Here is a 13426-nt window from a genome sequence, read left to right on the forward strand (position 1 = left end):
TATGCCTGAACGCCCTGCTGTGTTTGCGCTGGTGGATTGTAATAATTTCTACGCCAGTTGCGAAAAGCTGTTCCGCCCCGACCTGAAACACCAACCGGTGGTGGTGCTGTCGAACAATGACGGTTGTGTGGTGGCACGCTCACGTGAAGCCAAGGAACTGGGAATCAAGATGGGGGTGCCTGCGTATCAGGTGCAGGAGCTGATCCGACAGCATGGCATTACGGTCTTCTCCAGCAACTATGCACTCTATGCCGATCTTTCAGCGCGAGTGATGAGTATTCTGGAGTCCCTGGCACCGCGTGTGGAGATTTATTCCATTGATGAAGCCTTTCTAGACCTGACCGGCGTTGATCACCTGCTATCGCTAGAAGATTTTGGTAAACAGCTGCGTAAAACCGTCTATCAATGCACCGGGATCAGCGTCTGCGTTGGCATGGCACCCACCAAGACCCTGGCAAAACTGGCCAATCATGCTGCCAAACACTACCCGGCTACGGGTGGCGTGGTGAATTTGACCTACCCTGGTCGGCAGCGCAAGCTGATGGCATTACTACCCGTTGATGAAGTCTGGGGCATTGGACGGCGATTATCCAGGCGCCTGAAAGCAGAGGGCATCCAAACGGTGCTGGATCTGGCGAATGCGCCGCCCAAGCAGATTCGTCGCCATTATTCTGTAGTAGTCGAGCGCACCGTGCGTGAGCTGAACGGTGAATCTTGCCTGGATTTAGACAGTATCTCGCCGACCAAAAAGCAGATTATCTGCAGCCGCTCATTTGGTGAGCGCATTACCGAGTTCAAACCGATGCGCGAAGCGATTAGCGAGTACACGGTTCGCGCAGCAGAAAAGCTGCGTCGAGAGCAACGCCGCGCGAAAGTGCTGACTCTGTTTCTGCGCACCAACCGCTTTAACCCATCCGAGCAGCAATACACCCCTTCGCTTACTACGGAGTTGCACCTGCCCACCGATGACACTCGCGACCTGGTGGCCGCAGCTGTACGGCTGTTAAACAGTGCCTGGCGGGAGGGTTACCGTTATATGAAAGCCGGGGTAATGCTGTCAGACTTTTATGAGCCAGGCACCTTTCAGCCCAGCCTGTTTGAGGAGTATCGCAGCCATGCCAATGCCGAAGCACTGATGTCGGTGCTGGACACCATAAACCACAGCGGCAAAGGACGGGTGTTTTTTGCAGTACAGGGCACGAAAAAAGACTGGAAGATGAAGCGCGAGAACCTGTCACCTGCCTACACTACCTGCTGGAAAGATTTACCTTGGGTGAAGTAAGGTTAGCCAAAGAATCAGTAACGACTCTCTTACATCATCGAGTTTTTACAAATAGCGTAGCATTTGAACTCCAAAAATTGAGATGATAGAATAAAATTTGCTTCCTGAAAAAATACCACTAGGCTTGGTAGTGTTTCCATATACACCGCCTTATATGCTTAGTGAAATCAAAAAATATTGTCTCGAACAAAACCAGTTATAGGTTGATATTTTTGATTTAAGGAATTTAGATAAACATAAGGATGGGTAGCCAAAACAGCTAAACACCTACCCATTGCCCTAAATTCTACATTCGCGGCAGCAATAATATAAATCATGACAAAAAATAATATTTATTATTTTAAAAAGGAACTTATTTCATGTCAAAAAGGACAGATATTATTGACGGATCTCTGGCATTTAGCCAAAACACCGGACTAATCTATACGAGAAGATGTGGCTGGATCGACCTAGGGCATGCTAGACCAAAAGGACCTAGAGATCTTTGGACTAAAATGCTTCATGAACAGACTGAGGAAGGAGCAGAACAGGGATTTTTCAGGGTTAGTTACAACCAAGAAATGAGATTATCGAAATTCAAAATCACAATTGGAGCTGGCGTACGAAAAAAATACGACATTAAGAAGAACATTAGCCCTAACGAAGCAAAATCAATTGCACTCGCAATATTCTTAGATGCATCTCATACTTTTGAATCTATGCAGTCCAGATGGCCCTACAGTTGGACAACTGATAGTGGGTATAGCGCTGAAGATTTAGTATCCAACTTAATCAGTTTTTATAGAGCACTCAACCCCCATATTGATTACTTACAAATTTGCCAGCCAGTTAGTAAAGATATTGCACTTCAAATTTGGGACAGATATGGCGCTGTAGGTAATAATAAAAACCATACTCTTTTACCTTTTTTATATCCAATTCCTCCTGATCAAGGAGGTCCAGTGTGTGGTGTTTTGCCACCTGAGCTGAGCACAATCACACCAGCAAAACTCGGCCCACTCTTTAAAGAGATAAAATAAAATGCGCACGCCGATTATAATACTATTATTGACAATCACATTTGGAAGTATTTTTTACATAGTCCGTGTTATTTTTTCAGAGTATTACGAATACACTCACAAGGATATTGCCTATTATCTTTTAACCCCGTCCGAGCTAGCTAACATGACAGAGTTTTGTTTAGACAAACCTGTCTTCATATATAGCGCAGGCGATGGAAACAAACCTTTATATACAACCATGAACTGTACCATTCCTAAGAATGTAATAGAAAACCATATAACAGATATAGGTTTTCGGTTTAACGACTATGATGAAAATGTAAAGGGTGATACCGAAATAGAAATATTAACTAATGATATCGGCGATATGGTGACTTCAATTACTCTATTTATATATTAATACTACCTGAATTAGCTATACATCACCCGATCCCTGCACCAGCGACTATCTTTGTGCAGGGACCGAGTGATGAAACACACCTTCTGCGATCACAACGAAATTGCACCTGCGCAACCTGATATATCGATGCAGCCTGCTAAATAGCGCATAGCGTGTTAGTTACTGCCATTGACGATCAATATCCACAATCGTTTGCCCCACAGGCGCCAGCGCAATCAGTGCCAGCTTCATATGCTGGATTCCAAACGGAATACCGATAATGGTGATAAAGCAAAGCAAGGCTGATATGAGGTGGCCAATCGCCAACCAGATACCGGCAAAAATAAACCAGATAATATTGCCCACCATCCCCAGACAACCGGTGCCAATATCCTCCCGACCATTGACGTAACGACGGTTAACCGCCTGCTTGCCAAACGGCCAGAAGGTAAACAAACCTATCACAAAGCAGGAGCGAGCCCAGGGAATACCGACAATGGTAATCAGTGCCAACAGCCCCACCAACCACCAAGCCAGGCCCATCACCAGACCACCCAGAACAAACCAGATTATGTTACCTAGTAGTCGCAGCATTCAATACCTATTCCTTATTCAGCTAAACATACAGAAATTTAATCATCACCTAATTCTTTCGCCAATTCCTGCTCTATCTCTTCAACACTCGGCAAACTCGATTTCAGATTTTCAGGCAGGGCTTGGGTTAACTGATATTCCGTCACACCAATAGGTTTATTAATATCACTCAGTGCATACTCGGCAATAACTTTGTTTTTGGTTTTACAGAGCAGCAAGCCAATGGTGGGGTTATCGTGCCCGGTTTTAATTTGTCGATCCACTGCCGTCAGATAAAAACTCAGCTTTCCAGCATGTTCAGGAGTAAAGTCGGTAGCTTTGAGCTCAATCACCACATAGCAGCGCAATTTAAGATGGTAAAATAGCAAGTCGAGGTAGAAGTCTTGCTCACCCACAACCAAATGTACCTGTTTACCCACATAAGCGAAGCCTGCACCTAGCTCAAGCAGAAATTCGGTAATGTGTTTGACCAAGGCTTGCTCCAGTTCTCGCTCCTGTACATCGTCAGTCAAGCTTAGAAAATCGAACACGTATGGGTCTTTCAAACTCTGCTTAGCCAAGTCAGATTGTATAGGCGGTAGTGTATGGTGAAAGTTAGAGACAGCATTTCCTTTGCGTTGCCACAGTTGGCTTTCAATCTGGTGTATCAGCACATTGCGGCTCCAACCGTGCTGCTGGGTAGCATTGACATAAAACAAAGCTTCGCCGGGTACTTTACACTTATTAATAATAGTTTGATTGTGCCCCCACGGAATGAGCACTATTTGCGCAACAGCCTGTTGCGTAATTGCAAGATCCTGATTCCAGTAGAGATACCACTGCCTAATCAGTTCCAGATTACGTTTTGAGAAGCCTTTAATCTTGGGAAACTCAGCCATCAGATCCTGACTGAGCTGGATCAAAAAACCTTCACCCCACTGGCTGAGTTGTTGCTTTTCAACGATTTCACCGCCCAGCTGCCAGTAAAATTCCAGCAAGGTAGTGTTGACCGCCACGGCGGCTTTGAGTTGACGTTGACGGAACGACGTTTTGATATGACCCAGCCACTGCTTGTAGTCCGTTTGCTGGCTGATTGGTTTCTGATTGCTCACAGCATCCATGCTCCCCAGAATATTTATATCCAATGTTCAGTCTACACGCTATTAATAATGCCTACTAGACTATCCTTTGCTCTCAAAGGAACGCAGCTTCGCAAAAAATAATGCCGACTACAGTAAATTACCTAGTAATCGAAGCAACTGCTGTCCTTGTTCAGTAATCAGCCAACCCAAAGCGGCACAGTTTACAATACAGGTGACCCAGGACACATTACGAAACGATTCTTTCCGAGTTTTGTGTCTCAAGCTTTGTTGCGCAAATACAGCTCCGGGCCAACCGCACAACAATGCGCACAAGTGCAAGGTAATCCTGCTAATACGCCACCATCAACTACTGGCCTATACCAGTCTCATCAAACAGTCAGAACCATGAAAATTTTTCGACGGCAACCCAATCAACCCTGAACTGACATGCCGTACAATATCCCCATGGACCTTACTAGCCTTTCACCTACTTCACTGGACGATCCACTCTATTACCTGCGCAATGCCCAGCAGGTCGTTCAGTTGTGTCTGAAGCAGTATGCCGATCTGCTGCTGCCAGACGAAATTCAGCAGCTGGAGCAGCTCTTGTTACTGGATGAATCTGCCCAGGCGTTACTGATCCGTATGGTGATGCGTAAAGGGGTGTTGTTCCGCAAGGATAATCTGAATTACCACGAAGTGCCTGATCTGGAAGCCGCTCTGCAACAACTGCGAATGGCAGAGTTGGTTGATGATCAACCTGAGTTATCACTACAAGCACTGTGCGATCTCTGTCGACGCGAAGAGTGCTTGCTACTGGCTCGCTACCGTCTGCCTGAACGCAGTCTGACTGCATCCAGGCGCAAATCGGATCTGGTGGCGATGCTCCTTGAACAGAATGCAGATCAGCAAAAGCTACACAGCTGGTGGCCAGAACCACCCTTTGAACTGGTGGAACTGAGTTGCAATCCCCTGTTTGATCGTCTGCGGCTGATGTTCTTTGGCAACCTCTATCAGAGCTGGTCTGAATTTGTGCTGACCGAGCTGGGCCTGCAGCAGTTTGAACCGGTGTCATTCACCCCAGAATCCAGGCCGTTTCAGCGTCGTGGCGAGGTCGATCTGTATCTGCAGCTACAGCAGTTGCGAGAACGGGTTGAGGCCGGTGAAGACATCGAAGCCCTGTGCCAATCCCTACCCGAGCCAATTGACTGTGACTGGATACACTACCGCTATCAGAAAGTGCTGTTTCAGCTCGGGCATGAAGCTGAGCGGCGTCAGCAGATAGAACTGGCACTGCGGCTTTACCAGCAGAGCCAACACCGTGAAGCACACTTACGCACCCTGAGAGTGCTGGAAAAACGTGAATTGGCCGAGCAGGTATTTGCCCTGGCGACGCAAGCGCATGAGCAGATACGCCAGCCTGAAATCCGGGTCGGGTTACGGCGTATTCAGCAGCGTTGTGCGCGCAAAGCTGGCCTGGATTTCAGTCCACCGGAATCCATCAAGGTGCCGGTCCATTCGCTGACTCTGCCCAAACCTGAGTATATCAGGGTAGAAAGTGCCGTGATTGAATTCCTGTCGGATGCAGATACCCAGCTGTTTCATGTCGAAAACCATCTGTTTACCGGCCTGTTTGCGCTGTTGTTCTGGCCAGCCCTGTATGCGCCTTTACGTGGTGCCTTTTTCAACCCGTTTCAGTCCGGCCCCGCGGACCTGTTCCGACCCGACTTTAGTGAAGGTCGGACCGAGTTGATTGCGTCAGCCTTTGAGCAGTTAAGCACAGGCGCTTATCGGGACACTATTCTGCAGCGCCTTGAACAGAAACAGGGTATCAGCTGCTCATTGATCTACTGGCCCAGCCTGCAGCCTGAGCTGGTTGAAACTGCACTTGCACTGATCCCGGCCATGCACCTTGAAGCGATTTTTCGCCACCTGCTGCTTGATCTACGCCACCACCGTCGTGGCCTGCCCGATCTGATTGAACTGAATCGAGCAACCGGATGCTATCGCCTCATTGAAGTGAAAGGCCCAGGCGATCGCCTGCAGGATCATCAGCGTTTGTGGATGCAGGCCATGCTGGAACACGACATTCCGGTGAGTGTATTGCATGTGCGCTGGGATGAGGAAAACACGTGAAAGTGGCCGTGCGCTCCTTGTGCGAATTTGCCGCGCGCGAAGGCAGCCTGGAGCATCGTTATACCCCCTCACCCACCGCAGATGAAGGGATACAAGGGCACAAAACCCTGCAGTCCCGAAGACCCAACAGCTACCAACCTGAATACCTGCTGGAAGGCGAATGCCTGGACATTCACCTGCGCGGTCGTGCGGATGGCTACTTACCCGGTTACTTGCCAGACCACCTAGCAAATAAGCACACACCCCTGGTGGAAGAAATCAAAACCCACCGCGGCGATCTCGCCCGTATCGGCCCGGGTCAGCGCCACCTGCATGAAGCACAACTGAAGGTATACGGCGCCCTGCTTTGCCAACGCGATAACCTGCGTCAGGTCCAGCTTCGCCTGGTCTACTACGATATTACTCAGGATCGGGAAACGCCGTTTGGGCAGCTGTGGCAGCGTCAGGATCTGGATGATTTTCTGACAGAATTGTGCAGCCGTTATCGTGACTGGCACCAACAGGAGTCTGCGCATCGACAACTACGCGATCAGGCGTTGATGACGCTGACCTTCCCCTTTACGGACTTTCGTCCTCACCAGCGCCAACTCAGTGAGACGGTGTATAAAGGCATCTGTACCGGGCATACGCTGTTGCTGGAAGCACCTACTGGCATCGGCAAAACCATCGGCGTCAGCTACCCGGCCTTGATGGCCATGCCCAGGCGGCAGCTCGACAGGCTGTTTATACTCACCGCACGAACCACCGGTCGCCAGCTGATTCTCGACAGCCTGCAAAGCCTGCAGGCATCCAGGGATACCCCGTTACCCTTGAGAATACTTGAACTGACCGCGCGTGATAAAGCCTGTGAATACCCGGATCGCGCCTGCCAGGGTGAATCCTGCCCGTTAGCCGATGGCTTCTTCGACAGATTACCCGCAGCTCGACAAGCCGCAGTCAATGCCAACTGGTTAGACCGATCAAGTATCCAGATGCTCGCAGCAGAGCATCGCATTTGCCCCTACTATCTCGCTCAGGAGCTGGCACGCTGGTCAGATGTGGTGGTCGGTGATGTGAACCACTACTTTGATCAGCAGGCACTGCTCTATGGACTGACTCGACAAAATGACTGGCGGGTGGTGCCGTTGATCGATGAAGCCCACAACCTGATCGATCGCGCCCGCAGCATGTACTCAAGTCAGCTGAGTCAGACGCAGTTTCGCCATGTCGCCCGCACTGCACCCAAGGAACTCAGCACCACCTTCCGGGCAGTGCAACGCGCCTGGCGCCAGCTGATTAAAAGTCATCTGGATACGGAGGCCAGCTCTGACCTACAGACTGTACAGTTTCATCTGTCTGAGGTGCCGACTGAACTGAACGGCGCCCTGCAACGCCTGGTCAGAGACCTGAGCGATTACATGACAGACCATCCAGTGCTGCCAGAACTACAGTCATTGCTGCTGGATTCGATCGGTTTTATGAAACTGGCGGAACTCTTTGCCGATCATTCACTCTGTACGCTGACCGTGAAGCAGGAAAAAGGTAAAGGAAAACGCCCAACTTTCAAAGCCAGCCTGTCGATACAAAACCTGATTCCGGCTGACTTTCTAACCCAGCGTTTTCGCCAGGCCCAGGCCTCTGTGCTCTTCTCGGCCACGCTCAATCCCGCGCACTACTACCGTGATCTGTTGGGTTTACCGGAGAAAACCCGCTGGCAATCCATTCCCAGCCCCTTCTCGGCCAGACAGCTTGAGCTCAGAATAATCCGCATCAGCACCCGATTCAATGACCGGCAGAGTTCAATTCAACCGATAGTTCAGCGTATCCGGCAGCAGTACCGCCAGACGCCGGGCAACTATATGGTCTACCTCAGCAGCTTTGCTTATCTGGAACAACTACGCAGTGCATTTGTGGCACACTGCCCGGACATACCCATCATGACCCAGTCATCCGGTATGGCCGAACAGGCCCGGCTTGAATTTATACAAGCCTTCCGGACAGAACGCGGCAAAGTCGGCTTTGCGGTACTCGGTGGTGCTTTCTCGGAGGGGATCGACCTGCCTGGCGATGCACTGGTCGGTGTGTTCATCGCCACACTGGGCCTGCCGCCCTACGACGACTTTCACGAGCAACTGAGCCAACGCCTGCAGGCACGCTTTGGTCAGGGGTATAACTACACCTACCTTTACCCTGGCATCCGCAAAGTAATTCAAGCGGCGGGACGCCTGATACGTACTCCGGAAGACACGGGTGTGGTGGAACTGATCGATGATCGATTTAGCCGTCAGCCAGTACAGTCGCTATTGCCTGCCTGGTGGTTTGACTGAATGATGGCCCTTGCAAGACACAGTCAAACCACCATAAAACGCAACAACAAAATAATAAAAGAGCAATGCTTTACACCTAAGCCTTGCCCATTGCCTTTAAAGGTTCAATGGCTGGGATTTTAAAAAATCTTTGAGAGTCTCATACGCCAAAGGCTTGGCGTACAAATAGCCTTGAAAACGGTCACAGCCAAAGGACTTCAAAAGCTTTTCTTGGGCGTTAGTCTCCACACCTTCAGCCAAAACATGTAACTCGAGATTCTTACCTATAGTAATGATATTTTGAATCATTTTTTGGGCGGCCGTATCATCTAAAAGAGTATCAACAAAACTTTTATCAATCTTTAGTTCATCAATAGGCAGTGTACGCAGCATGTTTAACGACGAATAACCCGTACCAAAATCATCCATCGAAATACTCAATCCTATCTCACGCATTTTATACAAGAGTGGCAAAATATAATCGATATCTTCAATAAACAAGCTCTCTGTAATCTCTAAACATAATGCGATCTTGTTAAACCTGTATAGTTCTATCTCTCTAGTGAGTTTTTCCAAGAAGTCTTTTTCCATGAATTGCCTCACGGAAATATTGACAGAAACTTGAAAGCATACTCCCAGTTCTTGTTGTAATTGTTTCATCTCTCTCAGGGTTGTCGCCAAAATAAAATGTCCAAGTCTAGGCATAATCCCCGCCATTTCAGCGATAGGGATAAACTCCGCAGGTGATACAAGCCCAAACTCCGGATGCTCCCATCGCACTAAGGCTTCCACACCATAAATGCACCCATTTGCATCAAGCTGAGGTTGGTAAACCATAAAAAACTCCTGCTTATCCAGGGATTTGCGTAAGGCTTGTTCAATACGGATGCGACCAAGGTATTTCTCTTGCATTGAGGGTGAAAAAAGCCTAACACTGTTTTTGTATTTTTTGGCCTCATGCATGGCAATGTCAGAAGCACGCAACAACATATCCAGCGTCACACCGTGTGACGGATATTTGGCTATACCAAGGCTTGCACCAATAATAAAACTAAGTTCATCAATATGATAAACTAGAGAAATATTTTTTAAAATTTCCTCCCCGTGCTCCAAAATATCCTGCGTTTCCGTTCGCCGACTCAAAATTATAAATTCATCACCACCTTGGCGAATAACAACACCCTCATTTCCTACTATACGTAAAATTCGAGTAGAAAACTCAACAAGCAACGCATCCCCATAATGATGCCCAAAACTGTCATTAATATCTTTAAAATGATCCATATCCAAATAATAAAGACTAAAAGGTGGTGCATCCTTGTAAATCCATTTAGGTATTTCATTTTTAAGATAGCTGCGATTAGGCAGGGAGGTTAGTTCATCGTGGGTTGCTTGGTGGATGAGGTCATTTCGTCTGTGTTTTTCAGCAGAGGCAATAATTTTAAAAAACAAAAACAGCACACCATTAGAAGCAAGAAAGACAGCAAGATAAACCAGAAAAATCTCAAAAAAATCCTTCTCCATACGTCTATGGTCAATCTGTGACACCACCCACAGCTCGTAACGTGGGTCGTACTTGATGGCTATTTGCTCCAAAACACCCTCAGGACTAAGCACCTTGTCCACAAGGTAAATTTCGCGATTCATTTTAATGTTCTGAGGAGAAGCTCGATAAGTTTCCATAATTTTGTACTGGTCAACTAAAACCGGACACTTTTTTAGCTCGTTTTCATAGTCCACCGGTGAACGATCACCGTTGGCCGTATGTAATCTTTCTATGTTGTAATAACGCATGTAGGCCGCCACGTCATTTCTCATATGCTGCCGTGTGGGCTGTGGGATTTTCAGTAGCCAATCATGCTTCAGGCTTCCAAAGAGGCGCTCTACAACGGCATTATCCCAACATGCACCCACGTCTCCCATGCTGGCCCGCATGTTGTAATCGGCCAACTGTTTACGATACCGACGACTCGTGTACTGAGAGCCTCGGTCGCTGTGGAACACCAGCCCAGGTGGAGGGTTCCGCAAATTAAACGCTTTCATCAGCGCTTTACTGACAAGATCGGTCGTCATGCGCTTATCTATATGCCAGCCGACTATACGGCGGGAATATAAGTCCATTACCACCGCCAGATACATCCAGCCTTCTTCAGTTCGGCAATACGTCACATCACCAGCCCACACCTGATTCGGCCCTGTGGGATTAAAATTCTGATTCAACAAGTTATCAGCAACCGCATCGCTGAATTTGCGCTTGGTGGTCACTTTGTAGGCCACGCGCTGATGTACAATCAGGTTCATTTGCTCCATGAGTTTACGCACCCGATAGCGACCAATTTTAAAGCCTTCTCCGCGTAGTTTTTTCATCATCTCTCGGCTCCCCAAGCTTGAACGACTGCGCTTAAACAGCTTTTTCATCCGGCGTCTAAGCGTCAACTCCTCAGCCGGTATAAGCTTGCCAGGCCGTTTTTGCCAGTCATAGTAGGCCGAGCGGCTCACACCCATTACCTGGCAAAGAACAGCAATTGGGTAATGGGTTGACTCAGCCGCGATGAAATCAAATTTTACTTCATTTCTTTCGCGAAGAAGGCTGAAGCCTTTTTTAAAATCTCCTTTTCCATCCGTAGGTTACGGTTCTCTTTGCGTAACCTAAGCAGTTCTTCTCGTTCGGTCTCAGTGACTTGGTTGCCACTGTTTTTAGCTTCTAGTTTATCTTTCCAGCGATAAAGCATATTCGTATTAATACCCAAGGATTTGGCCGCTTCTGGAATCGTATAACCTTGATCTGTGACCAACGCGACGGCTTCTTCTTTGAACTCTGCCGAGTACTGTTTGTAGGTTCGTTTCTGACTCATAATGACACCTCAATAGCTGACTGATATTGTCGCTAATTAAAGTGTCCGGATCTATTAGACCAGTTCATTTGCTCCATCAGCCCATCAAGAAATGTCCGAGGAAGAGGGGAGGCATATACAGCCTTGGAGGTTGTCTGCGCTGAAGAGTGGTACTGAACAAATCCGTCACGATCACGCACAAACATGACGTCATTGTGCGCCCCCAAAGAAAGCTCTTCTGTAAAAAGCTTAAAGGCCCCCTCAATGCTAAGCCCAGCGGTCATCACGCCCAGTGGGTTATCACCTCCATTAAAAATTGTCTTACGTATAGGGATACCCCAGCGTCCTCCCCCAGAAATAAAATATGTCCGCCCAAGCACCATTTTGTCTTGGGTGAGAGTGTAATCAAAGGAGTCTTGTGTAAGAGGACTTTGGCGCAGGTTGGGAAGTTTTGTTTTGTCAAAGTGTGAATTTACATGTAAGTAGGTTCCGTCCGGGTCGGTAAATCCATAGGCAACTACTGAAGGATTGAGGGCCAATAACGCATCCAAAAGTGCAGCATCTTGCTCTTTAAGGAGCTGATGCCCCAAAATGTTAAGGGAAGTTTCCTGGGAGAGCAGTAGCGCGTGCATAGCATTAGAGACAAGCCTGACTTGATTAACCTGCTCAGCGGCATATTTTTCGTGGATACTTTCCCATTTGGCATAAGAAACATACCCTAGGAAAAACAGAGCCCCAATAAGTAAAAAATAAAAAATTGCCCAAATATTTTTTTGAAGAGCAGACAAGAAGCCTCCTCCCTGTTTTGTTTTAATGTATAGGAAGTATACCCCCCATTTTCACTGAAAAACCACCCTACTCAGACCAAAGAATGCCTATGTAGCCAAGTAGTAGCCAGCAAGGACGCTGCTGCATACTTGGCAGCTTTACTGAATGATAACTATTTAACTGCCACCTGATTTCTTCCATTATTTTTTGCAATATAAAGCGCCTCATCTATTCGTTGCAGTGCTTTATCGATATTAAGCTCATGTGTAAAATCTATCTGGGATACACCGATACTGACAGTATATTTCACTTTTAAATCAGAATTTAGATACATACAAGCCTGCTCAGCTTTTTCTCTAATATTTTCAGAAACTTTTAGCCCACCTTCCATATTAGTATCAGGAAGCAAAACAACAAATCCCCCCCCAAATCGACAAGAAACATCACTCTTTCTCAAAGCTTGCTCCAAAATAGTTGCAAACTGCACTAAAACATCATCCCCCACTTTATGACCAAAGGTATCATTTATGGCTTTAAATTTATCAAGATCCACCATAAGAATAGATAGCGCAGTAGCATTTCTTTTTGATATTTTAAAAATATCATCAGAAATTTCTGTAAAACATCGTCCATGAATTCAACTACTAAATGCTGACATGCAACAAAATACTGCCAGCACATTTTCATACTCAGAAATCCTTAGCTGACAAAATTGACAACACATGATGCGCCGGTTCCTCATAAGGATGGGCTGTCAGCATGGCCGTCATCACCGCCTTGATCACCGACTCTTCACACACCATCTCTACCCGGAATTCCGGTACTCGCTCCAAAGCCCCCACCGCCCCAATATGAGGGTTCGCCCCCGCCAAGGGCCGAAACTGCCCCTGCCCCAGCACCTTCCAGGCACACTGATCATAATCTCCAATCCGCCCGGCACCGGCAGCCGACATCGACTCGATCAACTCATCAACATGACTCTCTGGAACATACACAACCACCAGATACATAAAATAACTCCGAGTTTTTGTACTAATCTCATAAGATTAGAAATTTTAGGGTTGATACATCAACTCAGGATCACAT

The 13426-nt window shown here is 47.5% G+C and carries 12 protein-coding genes and 1 pseudogene; 5 read left to right on the forward strand and 8 right to left on the reverse strand.

The window, feature by feature from the left end:
- Position 1: 1 nt before the first annotated feature.
- From umuC to F5I99_RS13230, 3 genes are all read left to right on the forward strand, one after another.
- On the forward strand, positions 2 to 1282 hold the full coding sequence (gene umuC, locus F5I99_RS13220; protein WP_151056738.1) for a translesion error-prone DNA polymerase V subunit UmuC: 1281 nt from the start codon (positions 2 to 4) through the stop codon (positions 1280 to 1282).
- 359 nt (positions 1283 to 1641) lie between these two features.
- Positions 1642 to 2301 carry a DUF4056 domain-containing protein gene (locus F5I99_RS13225; protein ID WP_151056740.1) on the forward strand — a complete coding sequence of 220 codons (660 nt, stop codon included), beginning with the start codon at positions 1642 to 1644 and terminating at the stop codon, positions 2299 to 2301.
- Position 2302: 1 nt separating this feature from the next.
- A complete protein-coding gene (locus tag F5I99_RS13230; protein ID WP_151056743.1) occupies positions 2303 to 2683 on the forward strand; it encodes a hypothetical protein in 381 nt (126 codons plus the stop codon).
- Positions 2684 to 2842: 159 nt separating this feature from the next.
- Here F5I99_RS13230 and F5I99_RS13235 read toward each other — a convergent pair whose 3' ends face one another.
- The 3 genes from F5I99_RS13235 to F5I99_RS13245 form a co-directional block, all read right to left on the reverse strand.
- A complete protein-coding gene (locus tag F5I99_RS13235) occupies positions 2843 to 3256 on the reverse strand; it encodes a YccF domain-containing protein (protein ID WP_191905852.1) in 414 nt (137 codons plus the stop codon).
- Positions 3257 to 3294: 38 nt separating this feature from the next.
- Entirely contained in the window at positions 3295 to 4347 is a 1053-nt protein-coding gene (locus F5I99_RS13240; RefSeq protein WP_225307412.1) for a PDDEXK nuclease domain-containing protein, read from the reverse strand.
- A 117-nt stretch (positions 4348 to 4464) separates the two neighbouring features.
- A complete protein-coding gene (locus F5I99_RS13245; protein ID WP_151059196.1) occupies positions 4465 to 4671 on the reverse strand; it encodes a DUF1294 domain-containing protein in 207 nt (68 codons plus the stop codon).
- 93 nt (positions 4672 to 4764) lie between these two features.
- Between F5I99_RS13245 and F5I99_RS13250 the strand changes: the two genes are divergently transcribed.
- Positions 4765 to 6453, forward strand: a complete 1689-nt coding sequence (locus F5I99_RS13250; protein ID WP_225307413.1) for a VRR-NUC domain-containing protein — start codon at positions 4765 to 4767, stop codon at positions 6451 to 6453.
- Positions 6450 to 8759 carry an ATP-dependent DNA helicase gene (locus tag F5I99_RS13255; protein WP_151056747.1) on the forward strand — a complete coding sequence of 770 codons (2310 nt, stop codon included), beginning with the start codon at positions 6450 to 6452 and terminating at the stop codon, positions 8757 to 8759. Before F5I99_RS13250 ends, F5I99_RS13255 begins: the two co-directional genes overlap by 4 nt.
- A 96-nt stretch (positions 8760 to 8855) precedes the next feature.
- Here the strand turns inward: F5I99_RS13255 and F5I99_RS13260 are convergent, their stop codons facing one another.
- The 5 genes and pseudogenes from F5I99_RS13260 to F5I99_RS13280 form a co-directional block, all read right to left on the reverse strand.
- The gene (locus tag F5I99_RS13260) at positions 8856 to 10421 is read right to left on the reverse strand and encodes a putative bifunctional diguanylate cyclase/phosphodiesterase (RefSeq protein WP_325063024.1); all 1566 of its coding nucleotides are present in this window, start codon (positions 10419 to 10421) and stop codon (positions 8856 to 8858) included.
- 30 nt (positions 10422 to 10451) lie between these two features.
- Positions 10452 to 11593 (reverse strand): annotated as a pseudogene (locus F5I99_RS13265) (IS3 family transposase); the annotation flags it as partial.
- A gap of 32 nt (positions 11594 to 11625) precedes the next feature.
- Positions 11626 to 12360: a cache domain-containing protein gene (locus F5I99_RS13270; protein WP_151056749.1), complete on the reverse strand. Its 735-nt coding sequence runs from the start codon at positions 12358 to 12360 to the stop codon at positions 11626 to 11628.
- Positions 12361 to 12512: 152 nt separating this feature from the next.
- On the reverse strand, positions 12513 to 12977 hold the full coding sequence (locus tag F5I99_RS13275) for a GGDEF domain-containing protein (RefSeq protein ID WP_151056751.1): 465 nt from the start codon (positions 12975 to 12977) through the stop codon (positions 12513 to 12515).
- 52 nt (positions 12978 to 13029) lie between these two features.
- A complete protein-coding gene (locus F5I99_RS13280; protein WP_151056753.1) occupies positions 13030 to 13350 on the reverse strand; it encodes an NGG1p interacting factor NIF3 in 321 nt (106 codons plus the stop codon).
- Positions 13351 to 13426: the final 76 nt, after the last annotated feature.

Source organism: Nitrincola iocasae, from assembly GCF_008727795.1.
GTDB lineage: Bacteria > Pseudomonadota > Gammaproteobacteria > Pseudomonadales > Balneatricaceae > Nitrincola > Nitrincola iocasae.